At 42.2% G+C, this 20,284-nt stretch carries 20 protein-coding genes; 10 read left to right on the top strand and 10 right to left on the bottom strand.

Features of this window, described 5'->3' with window-relative positions; translation table 11 throughout:
- Positions 1 to 53 precede the first annotated feature (53 nt).
- Both trxA and ABIE26_RS20505 read left to right on the top strand, forming a co-directional pair.
- Positions 54 to 371, top strand: coding sequence for a thioredoxin (gene trxA / locus ABIE26_RS20510; RefSeq protein WP_310145318.1), 318 nt, complete (start codon positions 54 to 56; stop codon positions 369 to 371).
- 67 nt (positions 372 to 438) lie between these two features.
- The gene (locus ABIE26_RS20505; RefSeq protein ID WP_310145317.1) at positions 439 to 1,359 is read left to right on the top strand and encodes a DUF58 domain-containing protein; all 921 of its coding nucleotides are present in this window, start codon (positions 439 to 441) and stop codon (positions 1,357 to 1,359) included.
- Here ABIE26_RS20505 and ABIE26_RS20500 read toward each other — a convergent pair.
- From ABIE26_RS20500 to ABIE26_RS20475, 6 genes are read right to left on the bottom strand one after another with little or no spacing between them, the layout of a single operon-like run.
- A complete protein-coding gene (locus ABIE26_RS20500; RefSeq protein WP_310145316.1) occupies positions 1,356 to 2,546 on the bottom strand; it encodes an aspartate aminotransferase family protein in 1,191 nt (396 codons plus the stop codon). The two genes, ABIE26_RS20505 and ABIE26_RS20500, sit on opposite strands and share 4 nt — an antisense overlap.
- A 16-nt stretch (positions 2,547 to 2,562) precedes the next feature.
- Positions 2,563 to 3,021, bottom strand: coding sequence for a hypothetical protein (locus ABIE26_RS20495; RefSeq protein WP_310145315.1), 459 nt, complete (start codon positions 3,019 to 3,021; stop codon positions 2,563 to 2,565).
- Between the two features lie 10 nt (positions 3,022 to 3,031).
- A complete protein-coding gene (locus tag ABIE26_RS20490) occupies positions 3,032 to 3,526 on the bottom strand; it encodes a hypothetical protein (protein ID WP_310145314.1) in 495 nt (164 codons plus the stop codon).
- A gap of 34 nt (positions 3,527 to 3,560) precedes the next feature.
- On the bottom strand, positions 3,561 to 4,121 hold the full coding sequence (locus ABIE26_RS20485; RefSeq protein WP_310145313.1) for an RNA polymerase sigma factor: 561 nt from the start codon (positions 4,119 to 4,121) through the stop codon (positions 3,561 to 3,563).
- Between the two features lie 17 nt (positions 4,122 to 4,138).
- Positions 4,139 to 5,098 (bottom strand): transketolase family protein, encoded by a 960-nt coding sequence (locus tag ABIE26_RS20480; RefSeq protein ID WP_310145311.1) that lies wholly within the window; start codon positions 5,096 to 5,098, stop codon positions 4,139 to 4,141.
- Positions 5,099 to 5,100: 2 nt separating this feature from the next.
- Complete coding sequence (locus tag ABIE26_RS20475; protein ID WP_310145713.1) at positions 5,101 to 5,967, bottom strand: transketolase; 867 nt, start codon at positions 5,965 to 5,967, stop codon at positions 5,101 to 5,103.
- Positions 5,968 to 6,196: 229 nt separating this feature from the next.
- On the opposite strand from ABIE26_RS20475, the gene ABIE26_RS20470 reads away from it, so the two are divergent.
- From ABIE26_RS20470 to ABIE26_RS20460, 3 genes are all read left to right on the top strand, one after another.
- A complete protein-coding gene (locus tag ABIE26_RS20470) occupies positions 6,197 to 7,483 on the top strand; it encodes a sugar MFS transporter (protein WP_310145310.1) in 1,287 nt (428 codons plus the stop codon).
- A gap of 357 nt (positions 7,484 to 7,840) precedes the next feature.
- Positions 7,841 to 9,232, top strand: a complete 1,392-nt coding sequence (locus ABIE26_RS20465; RefSeq protein WP_310145309.1) for a response regulator — start codon at positions 7,841 to 7,843, stop codon at positions 9,230 to 9,232.
- An 81-nt stretch (positions 9,233 to 9,313) separates the two neighbouring features.
- Positions 9,314 to 10,210 carry a DUF4886 domain-containing protein gene (locus ABIE26_RS20460; protein WP_310145308.1) on the top strand — a complete coding sequence of 299 codons (897 nt, stop codon included), beginning with the start codon at positions 9,314 to 9,316 and terminating at the stop codon, positions 10,208 to 10,210.
- A gap of 260 nt (positions 10,211 to 10,470) precedes the next feature.
- Here the strand turns inward: ABIE26_RS20460 and bcp are convergent, their stop codons facing one another.
- From bcp to ABIE26_RS20440, 4 genes are all read right to left on the bottom strand, one after another.
- Positions 10,471 to 10,932 (bottom strand): thioredoxin-dependent thiol peroxidase, encoded by a 462-nt coding sequence (bcp, locus tag ABIE26_RS20455; RefSeq protein ID WP_310145307.1) that lies wholly within the window; start codon positions 10,930 to 10,932, stop codon positions 10,471 to 10,473.
- A 4-nt stretch (positions 10,933 to 10,936) separates the two neighbouring features.
- Positions 10,937 to 12,661, bottom strand: a complete 1,725-nt coding sequence (locus ABIE26_RS20450; RefSeq protein WP_310145305.1) for a M23 family metallopeptidase — start codon at positions 12,659 to 12,661, stop codon at positions 10,937 to 10,939.
- A 5-nt stretch (positions 12,662 to 12,666) separates the two neighbouring features.
- Complete coding sequence (locus ABIE26_RS20445) at positions 12,667 to 13,278, bottom strand: fumarylacetoacetate hydrolase family protein (RefSeq protein WP_310145304.1); 612 nt, start codon at positions 13,276 to 13,278, stop codon at positions 12,667 to 12,669.
- Between the two features lie 100 nt (positions 13,279 to 13,378).
- Positions 13,379 to 13,840 (bottom strand): T9SS type A sorting domain-containing protein, encoded by a 462-nt coding sequence (locus ABIE26_RS20440; protein WP_310145303.1) that lies wholly within the window; start codon positions 13,838 to 13,840, stop codon positions 13,379 to 13,381.
- A gap of 318 nt (positions 13,841 to 14,158) precedes the next feature.
- Here ABIE26_RS20440 and ABIE26_RS20435 point away from each other — a divergent pair, with 318 nt between their 5' ends.
- The 5 genes from ABIE26_RS20435 (at position 14,159) to ABIE26_RS20415 (ending at position 20,284) form a co-directional block, all read left to right on the top strand.
- Positions 14,159 to 16,117: a KUP/HAK/KT family potassium transporter gene (locus tag ABIE26_RS20435; RefSeq protein ID WP_310145301.1), complete on the top strand. Its 1,959-nt coding sequence runs from the start codon at positions 14,159 to 14,161 to the stop codon at positions 16,115 to 16,117.
- Between the two features lie 69 nt (positions 16,118 to 16,186).
- Positions 16,187 to 16,546, top strand: coding sequence for a hypothetical protein (locus ABIE26_RS20430; protein ID WP_310145300.1), 360 nt, complete (start codon positions 16,187 to 16,189; stop codon positions 16,544 to 16,546).
- A 66-nt stretch (positions 16,547 to 16,612) separates the two neighbouring features.
- Complete coding sequence (locus ABIE26_RS20425; protein ID WP_310145298.1) at positions 16,613 to 18,832, top strand: TonB-dependent receptor; 2,220 nt, start codon at positions 16,613 to 16,615, stop codon at positions 18,830 to 18,832.
- Positions 18,833 to 18,887: 55 nt separating this feature from the next.
- Positions 18,888 to 19,799 carry a DUF4625 domain-containing protein gene (locus tag ABIE26_RS20420; RefSeq protein ID WP_310145296.1) on the top strand — a complete coding sequence of 304 codons (912 nt, stop codon included), beginning with the start codon at positions 18,888 to 18,890 and terminating at the stop codon, positions 19,797 to 19,799.
- Positions 19,800 to 19,810: 11 nt separating this feature from the next.
- The gene (locus ABIE26_RS20415) at positions 19,811 to 20,284 is read left to right on the top strand and encodes a DUF4625 domain-containing protein (RefSeq protein ID WP_310145295.1); all 474 of its coding nucleotides are present in this window, start codon (positions 19,811 to 19,813) and stop codon (positions 20,282 to 20,284) included.

The following is a 20,284-nucleotide window of genomic DNA, read 5'->3' as shown; positions in this document are numbered from 1 at the left end:
GATCGTACTCGGGCAAGCTAATTAAAGAGAACTAAAATTAAAAAAATAGAATTATGGCTTTAGAAATCACAGATGCTAACTTCGAGGAAGTTGTATTAAAATCAGATAAACCCGTTTTGGTTGACTTTTGGGCAGAATGGTGTGGTCCGTGTCGTATGGTAGGTCCGGTAGTAGATGAAATCTCAAAAGAATACGAAGGAAAAGCACTTGTAGGAAAGGTTAATGTTGATAACAACCCTCAAATTTCTACTCAGTTCGGTATCCGCAACATCCCGGCTTTATTGTACTTTAAAAACGGTGAAGTAGTAGATAAACAAGTTGGTGCAGTTCCTAAATCTGTACTGGCACAAAAATTAGAAAAACAATTGTAAGCATATATATCATTGCCGATCATAAAAAGCGTTCATTAATAATGGACGCTTTTTTTATATTTACGCCATGCAGTCGCCCATTGATGAACAAAGTTTACATTTTAACGGCAACCTCGAACTACTGGCCCGGCAGGTAGTCGAAGGTTTCATTACCGGATTGCATAAAAGCCCCTTTCATGGGTTTTCTGTTGAGTTTGCTGAGCATAGGCTCTACAATACAGGCGATAATGTTAAGAATATAGATTGGAAGCTGTATGCCAAAACAGATAAACTTTTTAGTAAACGTTATGAAGAGGAAACCAATCTACGTTGCCAGTTTGTTATTGATGTCTCCTCGTCGATGTATTTTCCATTGAAGGAATACCATAAGCTCAATTTTTCTGTACAGGCGGTGGCGTCGCTGATTTACCTGTTAAAAAGACAACGTGATGCATTTGGTCTGAGCCTTTTTACAGACCATCTTTTGTTAAATACACCAGCTAAATCAACCACCACACATCAGAAATATCTGTTTTCAAAACTTGAAGAAATCCTGAAGGCCGAACAGATGAACATCAGGACCAATCTGGAGCAGGCACTGCACCAGGTAGCAGAGCTCATTCATAAACGATCGCTGGTTGTTGTCTTTAGCGATATGATGAGCACTGTGCATGACGAACATCGGATAGATGGTTTATTTTCTGCCCTTCAGCACCTCAAATTCAATAAACACGAAGTCATCCTCTTTAACGTAACCGACAAAGCCCGGGAGGTAGATTTCAGGTTTGAAAACCGCCCTTATCAGTTTGTAGATATGGAAACGGGTGCGGTATTAAAAACACATGCTTCGAAAGTGAAAGATGCCTATCTTTTAAGGATGCAGGAATACCGGCAGGCGATAGCACTAAAATGTACACAGTATAAAATTGATATGATCGATGCAGATATAGCTGAGGGCTTCCATTCCATATTACAGGCCTATCTGATCAAGCGACAGAAGATGAACTAAACAGTTATTTTATCTGCATTTTTCAGGATCAGGTGGCAGGCCCACTCAATTTCTTTTTCTGTAATGATCAGGGGCGGTGCTATACGCATGGCGTTGCTGCAATGTAAAAACCAATCGCTGATCAGTCCGTCTGCAATACAGGCATCAATTATTTTTTTGTTTTGCTCAAAATTCTCAAACTCGATGGCCATCATTAAGCCTTTGCCCCGCACAGCTTTAATTGCCGGGTGTACCAGGAGTTTTTTGAACAATTCACCCTTTGCAGTAACTCCCGAAACTATATCTTCCTTTAAAATGGTCTGCAATGTGGCCAGGCCCGCTGCACAGCTAACCGGGTGCCCACCAAAAGTGGTAATATGCCCTAATATCGGGTTCGTGGCCAAGGACAGCATAATTTCCCTGGAGCTGATGAAGGCGCCGATGGGCATTCCGCCCCCAATTCCCTTTGCCAGCAGCAAGATATCAGGAACGATGTCAAAATGCTCAAAACCAAACATTTTTCCCGTACGTCCAAAACCACATTGGATTTCGTCGAGTACCAGTAAAGTTCCAGTTTCCGTACATTTCTCTCTTAAGGCGCTAAACCAGGCTTTATCTGCCACCCTGATGCCCGCTTCCCCCTGTATGGTTTCCACAAACACTGCTGCGGTATGTTCGGTTATTGAATCAAGGTCTTCAGGCATGTCGTAATTGATGAACTTCACACCTGGCAGCAATGGTCGGTAAGCCTGCTTAAATTCTTCATTTCCCATCAGGCTAAGTGCGCCCTGGGTACTGCCATGATAAGAATGATGGCAGGAAATGATCTCGGAACGACCAGTATAACGTTTTGCAAGTTTCATTGCCCCTTCAACTGCTTCGGTACCAGAATTTACAAAATAGGTACAGTTTAGGTTTTCGGGTAAAACATCCGAAAGTGCTTTGGCAAAATTTACCTGGGGGCTTTGCACAAACTCCCCGTATACCATGATGTGCATGTAGCTGGCCGCCTGCTCCTGTACAGCAGCTACAACTGCCGGGTGGCAATGGCCCACATTGCTTACGCCAATGCCTGCAATCAGGTCCATGTATTTTTTACCCTCAGCATCATACAAATACATGCCCCGGGCTTTGTTAAATTCTAAAAGAAGAGGTGCTAAGGTTGTCTGGGCGTTGTGTTGCAGAAATAACTGGCGTTGTGTAAGCATGCCCAAAAATACAAAATTAATTTGGCTGGGGCCTGGCGTTGTTAAATCTGTATTTGACAAGGATTTCTTTTTTAAAGGCCTCCTGAGCACGGTAAAATTTGCCTACTATTTTAATTGGTAAACTGGATTTGAGCCTGTAATAATATTTACGCTCCAGGTTCAGTTCCCTTTGTTTGATGCTAAAGCTATTTTCAATTAAATTCTGTATCTCGGTATCCGATAATTCTTCGATTTCAGTAATTTTTCTGTAATTGATCATTTTCTGCACGCGCTCTTTGCGCAGGGCATCTTGTTCCTTTTGCCAGTTGTTGTATATCGGCCAGAAAATTTTGGCTTCATCAGCCGATAGGTCAAGTTTCTGGGTTAAAAAGCCGATTTTATAGGCTTCAATCTCATCATTCATCCGCTCGGTATACTTTTGCGCCATAACCAGAGCCGGAAACATAAACAAAAGCGTAACCAAAAGTTGTTTCATGAGTGTATATTTAAAATGCCGATGCAATGTCATTCTGAGAATAATTATTAAGTATATAGTTTTCCAGCTCCACATTTGAATGTTTTGGGTCCCTGGCCCTCAGGTCATTGGCCTCAATGTGGTCAATAATCACCTGTTCGTCTATATCATAGAGTAGAAGGTCGGCAGCCAGCTCGTTTCGGGCCTTATTCTTAGTGCTCTGGTGGTTCTGGTAAAAGTAGAAACCAACAGCGCTGAGTATTACAAAACAGGCTGCTGAAGCATATTTTAAAAGACTTGAACGCCATAAACGCAGCACTTTAGCCTGCGGTTTTTTCTCATTTACTGTTTTATCCAGAATGTTAAGCTGTAGTTTTTCAAAATAACCCTCCGGCACGGAGTAGCCCTCAGCTGGTGCCAGCAGCTTTATTTTTTCAGCCCGGATCCTGGCATCAATAGCGTCGTTAAGCGTATTGAAGTAATTTTCCGGAACACTGAACCCATTATTTTCTAAATTATCTTCCATCACACATATATTGATACATTATAAGCCAAAAGGTTTAAAAGTTAATGTTTTCATTCAGCATAAAAGCTTCAATTTTTTTTACTGCAATATGAAATGAGGCCTTTAGCGCCCCAACACTGGTGCCTGTAATTTCCGAGATTTCCTCATATTTCAGGTCGTCATAATACTTCATGTTAAATATAAGGCGTTGTTTTTCGGGTAAGGTAAGTAGGGCTTGCTGAAGTTTCAGCTGCACTTTGTCGCCATTAAAATGAGAAGAAGCTACAAGCGTTTCCGACAATTCTGCAGATACTTCTTCGAGCGGTGTGTTGTTTCTTTGTTTCTTTTTGTTCAGAAAAGTAATACATTCATTGGTAGCAATGCGATAGATCCAGGTGTAAAGCTGGGCGTCGCTGCGAAATTTATCGAGGTTTTTCCAAACCTTAACAAAGGTATCCTGAACCAGGTCGTCGGCATCGTCGTGATCAATTACCAGCCGCCTCACATGCCAGTATATTTTTTGCTGGTATTTAGCAAGAAGCAGGTTAAAGCCTTCATCGCGGGTTTTTGCCGCTGAGAATTTCTCCAATATCTCTGAATCTTCAACCTGCTTCATCGGTTTTTGTTCTGCTTTTATTGCTTGGCTCTTTTGATCACTTTTTGCACTGCTTCTACAATGTTTACAGTGTCTAAGCCATATTTTGTCATCAGCTGATCAGGGGTTCCGCTCTCGCCAAAGCTATCGTTCACGGCAACAAACTCCTGCGGCGTTGGCAATTGGGTTGAAAGCAGGCGTGCAACACTTTCTCCCAGTCCTCCATATTTATTGTGCTCTTCGCAAGTAACTACACAGCCGGTCTTTTTAACAGATTTCAGTACGGCCTCTTCATCAAGCGGTTTAATGGTGTGGATGTTGATGATTTCAGCATCAATGCCCAGTTCGGCAAGCTGTTCACCTGCTTCAATCGCTTTCCATACCATATGACCGGTAGCAATAATGGTTACATCTTTACCTTCGTTTACCATCCAGGCTTTACCTATCTCAAATTTTTGGTCAGGATCGGTAAAAACAGGGATTACCGGACGTCCAAAACGCAGGTAAACAGGGCCATGGTGATCTGCAATTGCTATAGTTGCAGCTTTGGTCTGGTTGTAATCGCAGGTATTGATTACCGTCATGCCAGGCAACATTTTCATCAGGCCTATATCTTCCAGGATCTGGTGTGTAGCGCCATCTTCACCCAGGGTTAAACCGGCGTGAGAGGCACATATTTTAACATTTTTGTCTGAATAAGCAACAGACTGACGGATCTGGTCGTAAACCCTGCCTGTCGAGAAATTGGCAAAAGTTCCGGTAAAAGGAATTTTTCCACCGATGGTTAAACCAGCGGCAATACCTATCATATTGGCTTCAGCAATTCCAATCTGGAAAAAGCGTTCAGGAAATTCCTTGATAAAGGCATCCATTTTTAAGGAGCCTACCAGGTCGGCACAAAGCGCTACCACCTCGGGGTTTCTTTTTCCTGCTTCAAGCAATCCGGCCCCAAAGCCAGAACGTGTATCTTTTTTTTCTGTGTATGTATACTTTTTCATGCTTAGTAATCTTTAAGGGTGCTACTCAATTGGGCTAAAGCTGCAGCAAGCTGCTCGTCATTCGGGGCTACACCATGCCATTTGTGTGATCCCATCATGAAATCAACACCATAGCCCATTTGCGTGCTCATCAAATTCAGAATTGGTTTGCCTTTGCCTGAAAGCGATTTTGCGTAGTGCAGCGCCTTAACAATAGCATCCATATCGTTACCGTCAGAATTGATTACATGCCAGCCGAAAGCTTCGAATTTAGCCTGAAGGTTTTCGAGCGACAATACTTTTTCAGTTGGCCCGTCTATCTGTTGTCCGTTATAATCAACTGAAGCGATCAGGTTATCCACTTTATTGAAAGGAGCATACATAATGGCTTCCCAGTTCTGGCCTTCCTGTAATTCACCATCACCAAGCAATACGAATACATAGTTGTGATCTTTATTTAATTTTTTTGCCTGTGCAGCACCAATGGCTACTGACAGGCCCTGGCCTAATGAACCAGAAGCAACCCTTATGCCAGGCAAACCTTCGTGTGTAGTGGGGTGCCCTTGTAACCTCGAATTCAGTTTTCTGAAGGTAGCAAGCTCGGCTATGTCGAAATAACCAGACCTGGCCAAAACGCTATAAAAAACCGGTGAGATGTGTCCGTTTGAAAGGAAAAATAAATCTTCGCCTTTTCCATCCATTTTAAAATCAGTAGAGTGGTTCATGATTTCAAAATACAATGCAGTCATAAAATCTGCACAGCCTAATGATCCGCCCGGGTGACCAGACTGGCAGGCATGTACCATTCTCACGATATCCCGTCTTACCTGAGCGGCGATATCTTCTAATTCACTAATTGTATGTTTCATTAATTGGGGTTGTTGATTAATACAGCAAAGGTAATTAAAAATACTTTGGGGCTAAGTGATTTAGGCCTAAACTTCGCTGAATTCATAAAAAAAGCGGGGATTGTTTTTAATTCCCCTTTTTTCACTCAAACGTTTGCGTAAAAAAAGTTAATTAAGCCGGTTATTCCATGAAATTTTATATTTTTAGAGCCAGAAGTTTTTAAAATACTTAAAAAAGTAAAATACACAAAATTAAAACTAAACCCGAACCATGAATTCAACTCAACCCCAAAGCAGAACGGCGATATTTCCAATGGTAATATGTTGTGCACTGTTTTTTATCCTAGGTTTTGTAACCTGGGCTAATGGCTCCCTTATTCCATTTGCAAAAAAAGCATTCGATCTGGAAACCGATCTGCAGGCATATTTGGTAACCTTCGCCTCTTATATAGCTTATTTTTTCCTGGCCATCCCAAGTTCATGGATCCTTAAAAAAATAGGCTTCCATAATGGTCTGGTGTGGAGTTTGGTGATTTTGGCCCTGGGCTCTTTGTTGTTCATTCCGGCTGCAGAAAAAAGCAGCTATGGTCTTTTCTTAACGGCAATTTTTGTGCAGGGCTCGGGTATGGCCCTTTTGCAGACTGCGGTAAACCCCTATTTAAGTATCATCGGGCCAATTGACAGTGCTGCACAACGTATATCAATTGCTGGTTTCTGTAACAAAACAGCGGGTATGGTGGCGCCAATTGTATTGAGCACCCTGCTTTTAAAAGGAGCAAATGCAGCCGAGGCACGACTGGCGCAGGCAGCGTCTGAAGCTGAGAAACAAACCATCTTAGATGAATTGTTAAGGCAGCTTCATGCACCTTATATTGCATTGGCAGTTGTACTGGCCTTATTTGCAATAGTGCTTAAGTTTGTTAAACTTCCGGAAGTAAATATGGAAGAAGAAGAGGTTTCAGAAAAATCTACTGCTCATTCTAAAAAAACAATATTCAGCTATCCGCATTTGTTTTTAGGCGCCCTTGCTATTTTCTTCTGTGTGGCGGTTGAAGTAATGGCCGGAGATATCATCGGTACTTATGCCCGTGAACTGGGAACAGTTCCGCATGTATTCAGGGATAACGCTACCGCATTTACTTTAGGCTTTATGCTTGTAGGCTATTTAATCGGTATCATCACCATCCCAAGGTTTATCAGTCAGCAAGCTGCGCTCAGGATCTGTACTTCCGTAGGTATTGTATTTACTGTGCTTTCGGTGTTTACCTCGGGTGTAATTTCTTTCTGGTTTGTTGCTTTGTTAGGTCTGGCCAACTCTTTAATGTGGCCTGCTATTTTCCCATTGGGCATCAAAGGTTTGGGTAAATTTACCAAAACCGGCTCTGCAATTATGATCATGGGTATTGCAGGCGGGGCTATATGGCCTTTGGTATATGGGTTTATGAAAGATAAATTACATATCGACTTCCAGCATGCATTCCTGTATGCCATGTTACCGGCATACCTGTATATCGTATACTTTGCTTCAGCAGGCCACAAAGTTGGTAAAAGCCACTAGGAATACTGCTTAATTATTTCAAACCGGTATAATTTTAATGAATTATACCGGTTTTGTTTTTGTAGGGTGTTTCGCACTTGAACAAAATGAACAGCTTGTTAAACAATGTATTTTGCCGCAAAAGGTTACTTTTACCTATCGTGTAAAATACAGGGAGTTTTAACATTTTTATTAACGAGCTTGTCTATGTTCATTTCCGGTCTATCAGGGAGGTTGAATGATGTGTCCATATCAAGGAAATTACATTTCACAATTGGTCTTGTAACTTTGCTGGTCGCACTGCAAATCTGTACACTCTATTTTCAAATTCCATCGGTTCTTGTCATCATCCTTTCGTTGGTAATCGGACTGCTGTGTATGGCTTTTGCTTTGTCGATAAGAAAGCGTCTTAAAAGCGCTATTTCGGACATCGTTACCGGCGCAGGGCAGGTTAAAGCAGGGCTGCTTAAAACAAGGATGGATACGGGTTCGACCCATGAACTGGCCATTCTGATGTGGACGTTCAATGAGCTTGCCAATATCCAGCAATATCAGACTGCAGAAATTGAACGCATCAGTTTAAGCCTTAAACAGGAACAGGAGCGGGCAGCGCATTACGAAAAGGTAAAGCAGCATTTCCTGGTTAACATGAGCCATGAGATCCGTACGCCAATGAATGCTGTGCTTGGATTTGCCAGGCACCTTCAGGAGTCCTTAACCAATAAGGAACAGCTGGAATCGGTTAAAATGATCATTAAATCGGGCGACCATTTGCTGGTTACTCTAAATGATATCCTTGATTTTGCCAATATAGAAACCGGTGAGATCAGCTTTGTCTGCCTTCCTTTCAATTTAAGGGATACCATCCAGTCTATTTGCATGCTCATGGAATCCAATGCCAGGTTAAAGCAGATCGGATTGAGCTATACCATACATCCCAACATACCGGATTCCATTTATGGTGACTCTGTAAGGCTTACCCAGATTCTGCTGAGCCTCACCTCCAATGCCATTAAGTTTACCGAAAGCGGGGGCGTATTGATCTCTGCAAAAGCCGTGTCGGACCATGACGATCATATTGTGATTGAGTTTAAGGTGAAAGACACCGGCATAGGTATACCGGCAGAACAACATGAGAAGATCTTTAATCCTTTTGAACAGGGGACCAATCACATGAAACGGAAATTTGGGGGTACGGGAATAGGGTTAAGCATCGTAAAACATTTGATTACTTTACAAGAGGGAACCATACAATTGGTAAGCGCGCCTGACGAAGGTTCTGAGTTTTGTTTCAGGCTATCGTTCCTTAAAGATCATGCCGGTAAAGACTGGGAGCGGTCGGCTTATAACGAACTGTGCATTGTTTCAGAATCGGAAACCGGTAAGGATCTGAGTGTACTCATCGTAGAAGACAATGCCATTAACCAGTTGCTGGTTATTAAGCTGCTGCAGAAGCGGGGATACCAGACTACAGTTGCGGAAAATGGAAAGATAGCACTGCATAAATACAAAAATGAAGATTTTGACATCATCCTGATGGATCTTCAGATGCCTGAAATGGATGGTTACGAAACCACCATCCACATCAGGAATATGAAACAAGGCAAAAAAGAAGTTCCGATACTGGCCATGACTGCCCACACCATAAAGGGCGAAAGGGAGAAATGCCTGGCAATTGGTATGAACGATTATATGTCCAAGCCTTTTCATGCCAACGAATTGTACGAAAAGATACAAACCCTGGTGGCTAAAAAAGAGACCCTGGCTTAATACCCCTTCCCCAAACTAGGTTTTTTCAATCTTATTGAGTAATATTAGCCAGTGTAACAGTATAAAATTATAATGACAAAAATGAAAATGTTAATCAGGATAAAATTGGTTGCCGTATTGGTTCTTGCGATGTGCCTGCAGCTCAATGCACAGCAGGTCGGCAAGACTTTAAGGGTATTGATGATCGGCAATAGTTTTTCACAAAATGCCTCACGTTATTTGCCTCAAATGGCAGCAGAAGCTCATGTAAACCTTGTTTTAGGCAGAGCAGAAATGGGCGGTTGCTCCTTAAAACGCCATTGGGATTCCGTTTTGGTAAATAATTTAGATACCAACAGGGGCAAAGCTTACAAAGGTAAATCCCTAAGGCAGTTACTGTCATCGCAAAAATGGGATATTGTTACCATGCAGCAGTATTCTTTATTGTCTGGCGATGAAGCAAGCTATCAGCCTTTTGCCAAAAACATCTACGATCTGGTTAAAAGTTACCAGCCCGATGCCAGAATATACGTACATCAAACATGGGCCTACCGCGCAGATGCGGTAAACTGGGGGATGATAGGTGGAGAAAAGCGGGCAAAAGACAATAAGGAAATGTGGCAAAAATCAAGGGCTGCCTACCACCATCTGGCAAAGGACCTTGGTAATTTACCTATTATTCCCTCTGGAGATGCTTTTTTTCAGGTTGCTACCGATGGCAAATGGGGATTTAAAAAAGATACTTCATTTGATTATGCCAATCCGGTATATCCAGCTTTGCCCTCACAGGAAAACTCTATAAATGTTGGGTACCGCTGGGAAAAAGACAAGAAGTTGCAGTTTGATCCCAACCATGCAAATGAGGCAGGCTGCTACCTGGCAGGTATGGTTTGGTACAACCACCTGTTTAAGGGAAATCCAACGCAGCTCAAGTTCAAACCTGATGCTGTATCGGATGAATTTGCAGGATTTTTGAAAGAAGTAGCGTTCAGGAATTAAATTCCCTGCTGTTCTATAGTTGTTCCTGTCCTGTTCCTTAGTAGTACCTTATCCCCATCGCTCTCCAGCCGCAACACCTACGTACTCAGGCCGCCCTTCAGTCATCGTTTCCCGAAGAGATCCCCTGGAGACTATGAAGAGGATCCCTGGAGGCTAAGGTGTATGATCAGAGCCAGGAAGGAGAAGGGAAGGATTTATAGCAGCTGAAAGTAAGACCATTGCAAACAGCACCTGTTTAGGTGCTGTCAATATAGGTTGAGTTATTTTGTAAGTTCCAATACCTGTGCGGTAGAGTTTTTGGTGTCTACTTTTGTAATGATATGGGCAATGATGCCGTTCTCGTCAATTACAAAAGTTGTCCGATTGGTACCCATGTACTTCTTACCATACATGTTTTTTTCTCCCCAAACACCATAGGCTTCTACTATTTTCTTGTCGGTATCGGCAAGTAAGGTGAAAGGCAGGTTGTGTTTGTCTGCAAATTTCTTGTGCGATTTTTCATCATCTACACTTACGCCCAGAACCACATAGCCCTTATCAGTCAATCCCTGATAATTATCCCTGAAATCGCAGGCCTCGGCAGTACAACCAGGTGTATCATCTTTCGGGTAGAAATAAAGTACAACCTTCTTTCCTGCAAACTGGTCTAGAGAGATCGTATTCCCATGTTGGTCTTTTACTTTAAAGTCCGGTGCTTTCTGGCCTTCTTTTAATTCGCTCATGATATTATTTATAAAAAGTTATGCTATAGTTTTTATTGTTGTCTTTCATGTCAGAAACAATTATTTCAAGGGTATGTTTGCCCGGTGTTGTTTTGTCATCAAAGCTATGCCACAAAGATGCCGATTTGGTGTCGAACTCCATTAAAATCCACCTTCCGTCGATGTAGCCGTTGAAACTTTTGATTCCCGACAGGTTATCCCGTATTTTAAAAGACATCTTGCTGATGCCAGCCATACTTTTGCCTTCGGCTATGTTTACTGGTGTAATTGTAGGCGGAATGGTATCTACCGTAATAAAATAGCTGCCAAAAGTACGGGGCTTAGCTTTCACATAGCCATTTTCAAAATAACCGCCTTGCGACGAGCGACCGGTATTTACAATGAGTGCTTTGTCTTTGTATTTGTTTAAACTGCTGTCGGCCCTTATCCAAAGCTCAAAGCCCGTATGCAGGGGCGTAAGGGTGTTGTGGATCTGGTGAACTGCCGAGTAGGCATTTGCAGTAGGTTTTGGTAATTTTTTATAAATGAAATTCAGGTCATTGTATAACGTTCCTTTAGGGATGATGACCTTTATTTCGTCGTTGTTGAATTCGTTCTGATTGGCATAGGAATAGTTTAGGCTGCCCGCAGGAGCATCGGGGCTGCTAATTGTAGCGCTGGCATCGGCCTGTACGTTAAATGCAAGGGTGCTCTTGTTGCCTTTGCCATCTGTAACGGTATATTTTAGCTGATGTTTAGCCCCGTCTGTGAATTCTATTCTTCCGTTGTTTACCAGGTTACTATAAATTTTAAGGGGATTGCCCGGGTCTACAAAGCTTTTCTGGATGCTTCTTTTGGTGTTGAGGTAGGTAGGATAGTCGATATGCGAATTGATCCCCCTGCTGTTGTCGAAAGAGAACTTTTCAAGGGAAGATACGTAAACGAGCTTTCCATCCAGTTCCAATTCTATAGAATAAACGCCATTGGTGCCCGATGCCCCGTTATGTTTATCGGTAGTGATGATGCCAAAGCCTACTTCGCCGCCAAGATTAATGGTATTTACCTTATTTAAGTGATGAGTTCCGGCGGCACCAACAACCTGGAAGTATTGTTTTGGGGTAAATTCGTTAAATGGTTTTTTGTTGAGGCGATACACATACATGGAATAGATAACCGGAGGGATGTTGTCGGGGATTTCCAGTCCGAACAGCTGAGGATTGATGGTTGCCTCTGTTTTGGTATCCCTGATCTCGAAATGCAGGTGTGGGCCGCCAGAGCTGCCCGAATTTCCGGTATAGGCGATGACCTCGCCTTTGCGGACCGGGATCTGCAGGGAATTGGGAAATTCATCAATCTCATACGATTTTTTCTGGTATTGGATGGTTTTTACCTGTTGCGCTATTTTAGGGCCAAAACGTTGTAAGTGGCCATAAACAGAGGTGTAGCCATTTTGGTGATTGATGTACAAGGCCAATCCAAAACCGCTGTTTTGCACACGAAGGCGCGAGATATAACCATCCGCAATGGCATACACAGGGTAACCCTCGCGCTGGTTGGTACGGTAGTCCATCCCTGAATGGAAATGGTTGGCACGAAGCTCGCCAAATGATCCTGCAAGGGCAGGCGGGACAATATCTAAGGGTGGGCGGAAATCTACCAGTGGGTATTTGTTATTGCTGAACAGTTGCTGTGCCTGAAGGCCAATTGTTTGCAGGGCAAGGAATGCCAGGAGGATACATATTCTAATCATTAGCCCTATTTTATATCAAAACTCAATAATTGCTGCCCTTCCAGCCAGGCCTCCAGCCTGTCGCCCTGGTTTACTTTTCCAACACCTGCCGGGGTACCGGTAAATATAAGATCGCCCTTTTTAAGAGTGATATACTGAGATACAAAAGCAATGATATTTTCAAAAGAGAACAACAGATTCGCTGTATTGCCGTTTTGCCTGCTGCTGCTATTGACTTTTAGTTCAAACTGAAGTTTGCAGATATCTTCAAATTGTGTTTTAGGGAGAAAATTGCTGATGGCCGCGGAATGATCGAATGCTTTTGCCAACTCCCATGGTAAGCCTTTGGCTTTATGAGCAGTTTGAATGTCCCTCGCGGTAAAATCTATGCCCAGGCCAAGTTCATCATAATACTTATGGGCAAATTTTTCGGAGATGTGCTTACCTTCTTTGCAGATTTTTAAGACGACCTCAAGCTCGTAATGGATGTCTGACGAAAATTCAGGGATGTAGAAAGGTTTGTTGTCTTTTAATACCGCGGTATCTGGTTTTAAAAATATGACCGGCTGGTCAGGTACAGGGTTGTTTAATTCTTTGGCGTGCTCGGCGTAGTTGCGTCCTATGGCAATTATCTTCATGCGGGATCGGTATTTTTGAAATAGCTAACAAGGATTAAGCCATCATAAGCTTAATGGTTCAAAAATACTAAAGAATTAGGTGGGAACAATGATAAGGTGCCTACAAAACTGAAATTCGTTTGACTACAGTTTCTGAGCCGGACATTATTTTAAGGAAATATATTCCGGCGTTTAAGCGGTTGGGGATGGTATAGCTTTTGGTTTGCTCGCCGGCCGCTATACGCTCGTTAGAAAGTGTAACGACTTCGTTGCCGAGTAAATCCATGATCTTCACAGAGAGATTTGATTCCCTATCCATTTTCAGGATCAGGTTAATCTGGTCGTCAACGGGATTAGGATATACTTTTAACACAGAGAGAATTTTTTCCTGTTTAACGCTGTTTAAACTCTTGCTGTTGGAGATAATGTCGTTGTACTGGATATATCCGAAGTTGTATTTTGGTTTGTAAGTAGGGATATTTGCTTTAATCTGCGGGGTTTTATTGATCTTTTTTGCTCTGATACCGGTGGCGGAACTATCTGCCTTCTGACCAAAAACACTCACACTGCACAAAATACTCATGCATACTATGCAGGAAATATTAAGGAGGCGTGTGACTTTTCGTTGTATCTTCATGTTTGGTAGCCAAAAATATAAATAATAAAATTAAAAAGTCAATGATTTTACTTACTATTTTCAGATTTAACAATATTTAACATGTTTAACCGTTTAATACCCTCGGCGGTTTTTTAAGGGGTCAAAATTCTTCTTGAAGATTAATGGATTGAATTATATTTATTTACTGTACTTTTGCCCCCTGATTTGTATTAAATCTGTAATGTTTTTAAGAACAAATACACAATGGTTTTGTTAAATAGTATCAATTTATATTATTAAATAGTGTCAAGTCATAAAAATTTCAACACGCTTTCAGCCGGCGGGTTACTGGTAAGTTTAGGAATTGTATACGGCGATATTGGTACCTCTCCTCTTTACACCCTTAAAGCTATTTTTAATGCAGTAGTAAAAGCCCCGAACCCGCAGGTAATTACTCCCGATATTGTACTTGGCGCTTTGTCCTGCATCATCTGGACATTAACGCTGCAAACCACTATAAAATATGTTGCCATCACATTGAGGGCCGATAATAAAGGTGAGGGGGGGATATTTTCACTTTATTCACTGGTACGAAAGAATGCAAAATGGCTTGTTATTCCCGCAGTAGTTGGAGGTTGTGCTTTACTTGCTGATGGTATCATTACGCCAAGTATAACCGTTACTTCTGCCATTGAAGGTTTACAGTTAAAATTCCCAACGGTAAGCGTAATACCTATTGTTCTTGCCATCATAACAGGGCTGTTTGTAATCCAGCAGTTTGGAACTAATCTGGTAGGCAAACTTTTTGGACCTATTATGTTTCTCTGGTTTGGTGCACTGGGGCTGCTGGGTTTATTATTCGTAGTACAGGATTTCAGCATATTTAAAGCATTGAATCCATATTATGCTTTTGAATTGCTGGTAAATAATCCTAAGGCGTTGTTAATCCTGGGCGGTGTATTTTTATGTACAACCGGGGCTGAAGCCCTATATTCAGACATGGGACATTGCGGGCGATCCAACATCAGGATCAGCTGGATATTTGTGAAAGCAATGTTGATTCTGAACTACCTCGGGCAAGGAGTCTGGATTTTGCACCACGGCAACTATGATCCCGGTCTAAACCCATTCTTTGAAATTGTTCCTGCATCTTATTTGCTTTTTATGGTTGCCCTGGCAACTGTGGCTGCCGTAATTGCCAGTCAGGCTATGATTACGGGTTCCTTTACGCTTATCTCGGAAGCGGTAAGATTAAACCTTTGGCCAAAAGTAAGAATCAATTATCCGAGTAACCAAAAGGGACAGATTTACGTGCCATCTATCAACTGGATCCTGTGGGCTGGTTGTATCGTTATTGTCCTGATTTTTAAGAATTCAGGTGCAATGGAGGGCGCGTATGGCCTGGCCATTAACCTTACTTTCCTTTCAACCACCATCCTTATCGCTGCTTATATGAAGCGCAAAAAGGTCCCGGTGTACGTTATCGGGATATTTTTGGCCATTTATATGGCACTGGAAATGACATTCCTGGTAGGTAATATGGCTAAATTCCTGCATGGGGGATGGGTTACGGTTCTTATCGGCTCAGCTTTGTTTACCGTTATGTGGAGCTGGTATGTTGCTCGGAAGATCAAGAACAGATTTGTTAAATATGTTGAAATAGAGGACTACTATCAGATCATCAAAGAGTTGAGTGAAGATACCTCTGTGCCGAAATATTCTTCTCAACTGGTATATCTAACCAGTGCCAACTTTAAAACAGAGATCGAATCAAAAATTATCTACTCCATTATTCAGAAAGAACCTAAAAGGGCAGATGTGTACTGGCTGGTGCACGTTGATGTAGTGGATGAGCCGTTTACGAGAGATTATAAGGTAGAATTCCTGATCCCTGGTAAGCTGATCCGGATCGATTTCAAATTAGGCTTCAGGGTAGAACAAAGAGTTAACCTGTTGTACAGAAAGGTAATTGAGGAGCTGGTAAAGAATGGCGAAGTAGATATAACCAGTCAGTATACCTCGCTGAACAAACACAAAATTGCCGGCGATTTCAGGTTTGTTCTTTTAGAAAAACACTTGTCCAAATTCTCTAAACTTAGCCTTTACGAGCGTACGATTATGGATTATTATTTTATCCTCAAACGTTTAAGCCTTTCGGAGGAGCGGAGTTTTGGGCTGGATTCCAGCTACGTTGATGTTGAAAAAGTACCTCTGATATTTGTAACCCCGGATGACATAGAATTGAACAGGTTACCTGTCTAAATTAATTTCTGCAAAAAAGTAGCAGAAAGCTATAAAGTTTAAAATAATTAATGCAACTTTGATGCATCTGTGAAGAGGCAAAAAAACAAAGTTGTAGATAAACTGAACAAGACAGGCGCTGTTTTTCTTGTATGCCATTTGCTATTCATTGCTTTGGTACAGAGTTTTCATTTGCATCCTGAACAGGTAAAGTGCGAACATTTCGGAACAAAGCATAAAGAACAACACAATTTTCAGGCTGAAAAATGCAAGGTTTGCGACTACCTTATCCATAAAAAAGGAAAGGAAATTTGCACTGATACCATCTGTGTACAGGTGCAACTTTTACCTTTATTGGCCAGCACAGGTGGATACCTATATGCAGGTACTTATGAGTTTATCCGGCAGGGCTTTACAAACAAGGGGCCGCCATCTCATGTAATCTTTTAAGCTAATCTCTTGTAACACACTGTGTACAGTGCGGATACTATTGCTATTTCCAAAATTTTTCTGAGAATGAAACTTATTTTATATACCGTGCTGGTCATTTGCCTGGCCAATGCCGCCTATGCGCAAAAAATTAAACAGCAGGCTCGGTCTGCAGGAGCTGATTCTGTTCAACTTCCGGTACGGCAGCTGCTTGAAGTAAAAGTTAAGGATGACCGTATGCAATTAAAAAAGCAGGAGGTATCGCTCAATGTTGAGCTGGTAAACGCTGAATTTATTCAGCGCAACCTGGGTGGCAGCCTGATGAAAACGCTGGAACGTTTACCAGGTATCAAGACGATAGGGATAGGCTCTGGGCAGTCGAAACCATTAATCAGAGGTATGGGCTTTAACCGGGTGGTGGTGCTGGACAAAGGCATAAAGCACGAAGGGCAGCAGTGGGGAACTGATCATGGACTGGAAATTGATCAGTTTGCTGCGGAAGAAGTTGAACTTATCAAGGGAGCAGCTTCTTTTATTTACGGATCAGATGCCATTGGTGGTGCCATTGAAGTGAAGCCTGGCCAGATACCCGCTCCGAATTCCCTGGGTGGTTCTGTAGATCTGATCGGTAAAACAAATAACAAGCTTTACGGCAGCTCAGTAAATTTATACGGACGTACATCTAACTGGTTTGCCAGCTCACGGTTTACCTACCAGAATTATGGAGATTATAAGGTTCCGGCTGATCGGGTTTATGTGTACGACTATGCAGTACAACTGTATCGTAACCATTTGAGAAATACCGCCGGAAGAGAAAACAATATCCACCTGGATGCAGGTTATGCAGGCAATAAGTTCCGCTCTGTTTTTTACCTGAGCAATACTTTTAGCAAGAGCGGTTTTTTTGCCAATGCACATGGATTGGAGCCCAGGAGGGTTGACGCGGAGCTGCACGATGCATCGGACAGGGACATATTGATGCCCAGTCAGAAAGTAAATCATTTTAAACTGGTTAACCGTAGTGCATATACCTGGCCCAATCACAAACTGGAAATGGAACTCGGTTATCAGCGAAACTTCCGTCAGGAATTCAGCCATTATGTGAACCATGGATATATGCCACCTGTTTATCCGCAAAGTATGACCATATCCCCGAACCTGGAAAGAGAGTTTGACAAACGGGTATATACTGCGAACCTTCGCGATCACATTTCCATTGGCAAGCACTCCATCATGGCAGGGCTAAACACTGAGCACCAGGACAACGGTATCGATGGCTGGACTTTCCTGGTTCCTTCTTTTAAACAGACTACAGCAGGTGTGTTTGTATACGATAAATTGAAGTTAAATGAGGGGTTGTTTTTACATGGGGCCGTGAGGTACGATTACGGCAGGGTACGTATGTTTAAATATACGGATTGGTTTAGCTCTGATATCCCAAATGCCAGCGCAACGGTATCGCAGAAACTGGTACGTGCCGATGATCTGGACCGGAGCTTTAACAGCTTTGTATGGTCGCTGGGACTGAATTATCATACTGAAAAGCTCGCCTTGAAAGCAAATGCAGGTAAAAGTTTCAGAATGCCGATAGCTAAAGAACTAAGTGCAAACGGCGTAAACTATCACTATTTCAGCTACGAACGAGGCGATCCTTCTCTTTCTGCAGAGCAATCGTACCAGGCCGACATCACTTTGAGTTGGAAACAACCCAAATGGTCAGTACAAATCAGCCCCTTTTATAATTATTTCCCCAATTACATTTACCTGAACCCTACTGCTAACCATGATTACCATTATGGAGCAGGTAATCAGATCTTTCAGTATGCCCAGAGCAAGGTGATGCGCTATGGTGCAGAAGTGGTGTTTAAGTATGCTTTATTGAGCAATTTAACTACGGAATTGCTGGGTGAATACCTGAATGCCAGGCAGCTGTCTGGTGATAAAAAAGGGTATACCCTGCCGTTTTCACCCCCTGCATCAGTACTGGTTAACCTTACCTATACGCCATTCCTTAAAGAAGGGCTTAAAGACACCTATTTTTCGGTAGATTACCGGGTAACTGCAGGACAAAATAACATTGTGCCACCGGAGAAGAAAACGCCAGGTTACCAGGTTATCAATGTGCAGGCTGGAACAAAAATGAGCCTTTACGGACGGCCCCTGCAGATCAGCTTACAAGCTCAGAACCTGCTGAATGCAAGCTACCTGAACCATACCAGTTTTTACCGGCTGATTGAACTTCCTGAGGCAGGCCGGAACATTGTCCTTTCCCTGAAAATTCCATTCAGCCTGAAAGCGAATCCCTGAGTTTTAAAATTTAATTACACCGAATTATCAATTGATATTAAGAAAGCAAATGAATATGAAAACATCTAATATTATACTGGCATTTTTATTATTTGCCGGCACATTTACAGCTTGTAAAAAAGAAAAAACAGCAGAACCCGTAAAAGCCATACCTACCGCTACAAACGTAGAGATTGGCTCGGGAAACAAGCAGGCACTCAGAGGAAGGGATTTCCATTTCAATGCAGATGTAACAGCTGCTGACAGGATAAAAGATGTTCAGGTAAAGATATTACAGAAAAGTGGACTGCAGTATAATGCTGTCTGGAAATTTGAACTGAACTGGGCAGAATACAGTGGCGTAAAGAATACGAACGTGCACAAACACTTTACCATTCCTTTGGAAGCTCCCGAAGGCAAATATGATTTCTGCTTTATAGTGCTGGACGAAAACGGGACGAAACTTGAAATTAAAGAGGACCTGAACATTATTGATCCTGCAAACATGCCTGTAGATCCTAAAATTGGCCGCGATATCATTTCAAGGAACGGTACTATGATCTATTACATGGGAACATGGGTTGAAGAACTGATCTTTAAAAAAGGAGATGAATTAAAGGCAAATGTCCAGGTTAGCGAAATCAAAGGAGATGGGATCCTTTATTCGGTACTGATCAAAAGAACAGCCAATCATTTTCCGGAGACAGTTGACCAACTGGATTTGAGCAAGGCTATCGTGATCACTAAAGTGGAACACAAAGACCTGCCTGCTGCTTCAAAAATATCCTCGTTGAAAAAGATCAATGAGGTATGGGGAGGTCAGGACATTGTTATTGGCGCCGAGAAAGACAACAATGAACCCCTTGCAAATGCTATAAGCGGTAGCAAAGCATGGGAAACAGGGAAATATGACTGGGTGATGTTGTATAAAAATACCACCTATAACGTAAATGCTTACAAAACCATCCCGATAACCATTAATTACTAAAATTTAAAACCATGAAACAATATAAAGCGATATTTTTAGCTTTAACCAGTGCAGCTTTACTTTTTGGTTGCAGCAAGGATGAAGCTGCTTTGGATACCGAATACCCGACGATAGATATCTCGCTTGGAGATGCATTTCCTAAGCAATGCAGCGTATTGCAGCGCGGCGAAAAATACATATTCAAAGCATACCTTAGTGACAATGTGCAGTTGGGCGCTGTAAGTGTGGATATTCATCACAATTTTGACCAGCACACACATAGTACCGAGGTTAATGATTGTAGCCTGGATCCTGTAAAAAAGCCGGTAAAACCGTTTTTGCTGATTCAGAGCTTTCCAATTCCTGCCGGACTAAAAACCTATCAGACCAACGCAGAAATAACGGTCCCAGCAGATGTTGATCCAGGTGATTATCATTTTATGATCAGGTTAACCGATAAAGAGGGCTGGCAAACCATTAAAGGGCTGAGTATAAAGATTCGTTAA

The organism is Pedobacter africanus, assembly GCF_040548825.1.
Classification (GTDB): Bacteria; Bacteroidota; Bacteroidia; order Sphingobacteriales; family Sphingobacteriaceae; genus Pedobacter; species Pedobacter africanus_A.
The sequence above is the reverse complement of the archived record's forward strand: the minus strand, read 5'-3'. Positions and strand labels throughout refer to the sequence as shown.

Excerpts from the sequence above, each read along its gene's own strand:
- trxA (WP_310145318.1), top strand. The coding sequence starts at position 54 with ATGGCTTTAGAAATCACAGATGCTAACTTCGAGGAAGTTGTATTAAAA.
- ABIE26_RS20505 (WP_310145317.1), top strand. The coding sequence starts at position 439 with ATGCAGTCGCCCATTGATGAACAAAGTTTACATTTTAACGGCAACCTC.
- ABIE26_RS20500 (WP_310145316.1), bottom strand. The coding sequence starts at position 2,546 with ATGCTTACACAACGCCAGTTATTTCTGCAACACAACGCCCAGACAACC.
- ABIE26_RS20495 (WP_310145315.1), bottom strand. The coding sequence starts at position 3,021 with ATGAAACAACTTTTGGTTACGCTTTTGTTTATGTTTCCGGCTCTGGTT.
- ABIE26_RS20490 (WP_310145314.1), bottom strand. The coding sequence starts at position 3,526 with ATGGAAGATAATTTAGAAAATAATGGGTTCAGTGTTCCGGAAAATTAC.
- ABIE26_RS20485 (WP_310145313.1), bottom strand. The coding sequence starts at position 4,121 with ATGAAGCAGGTTGAAGATTCAGAGATATTGGAGAAATTCTCAGCGGCA.
- ABIE26_RS20480 (WP_310145311.1), bottom strand. The coding sequence starts at position 5,098 with ATGAAAAAGTATACATACACAGAAAAAAAAGATACACGTTCTGGCTTT.
- ABIE26_RS20470 (WP_310145310.1), top strand. The coding sequence starts at position 6,197 with ATGAATTCAACTCAACCCCAAAGCAGAACGGCGATATTTCCAATGGTA.
- ABIE26_RS20465 (WP_310145309.1), top strand. The coding sequence starts at position 7,841 with ATGGCTTTTGCTTTGTCGATAAGAAAGCGTCTTAAAAGCGCTATTTCG.
- ABIE26_RS20460 (WP_310145308.1), top strand. The coding sequence starts at position 9,314 with ATGAAAATGTTAATCAGGATAAAATTGGTTGCCGTATTGGTTCTTGCG.
- bcp (WP_310145307.1), bottom strand. The coding sequence starts at position 10,932 with ATGAGCGAATTAAAAGAAGGCCAGAAAGCACCGGACTTTAAAGTAAAA.
- ABIE26_RS20450 (WP_310145305.1), bottom strand. The coding sequence starts at position 12,661 with ATGATTAGAATATGTATCCTCCTGGCATTCCTTGCCCTGCAAACAATT.
- ABIE26_RS20445 (WP_310145304.1), bottom strand. The coding sequence starts at position 13,278 with ATGAAGATAATTGCCATAGGACGCAACTACGCCGAGCACGCCAAAGAA.
- ABIE26_RS20440 (WP_310145303.1), bottom strand. The coding sequence starts at position 13,840 with ATGAGTATTTTGTGCAGTGTGAGTGTTTTTGGTCAGAAGGCAGATAGT.
- ABIE26_RS20425 (WP_310145298.1), top strand. The coding sequence starts at position 16,613 with ATGAAACTTATTTTATATACCGTGCTGGTCATTTGCCTGGCCAATGCC.
- ABIE26_RS20420 (WP_310145296.1), top strand. The coding sequence starts at position 18,888 with ATGAAAACATCTAATATTATACTGGCATTTTTATTATTTGCCGGCACA.
- ABIE26_RS20415 (WP_310145295.1), top strand. The coding sequence starts at position 19,811 with ATGAAACAATATAAAGCGATATTTTTAGCTTTAACCAGTGCAGCTTTA.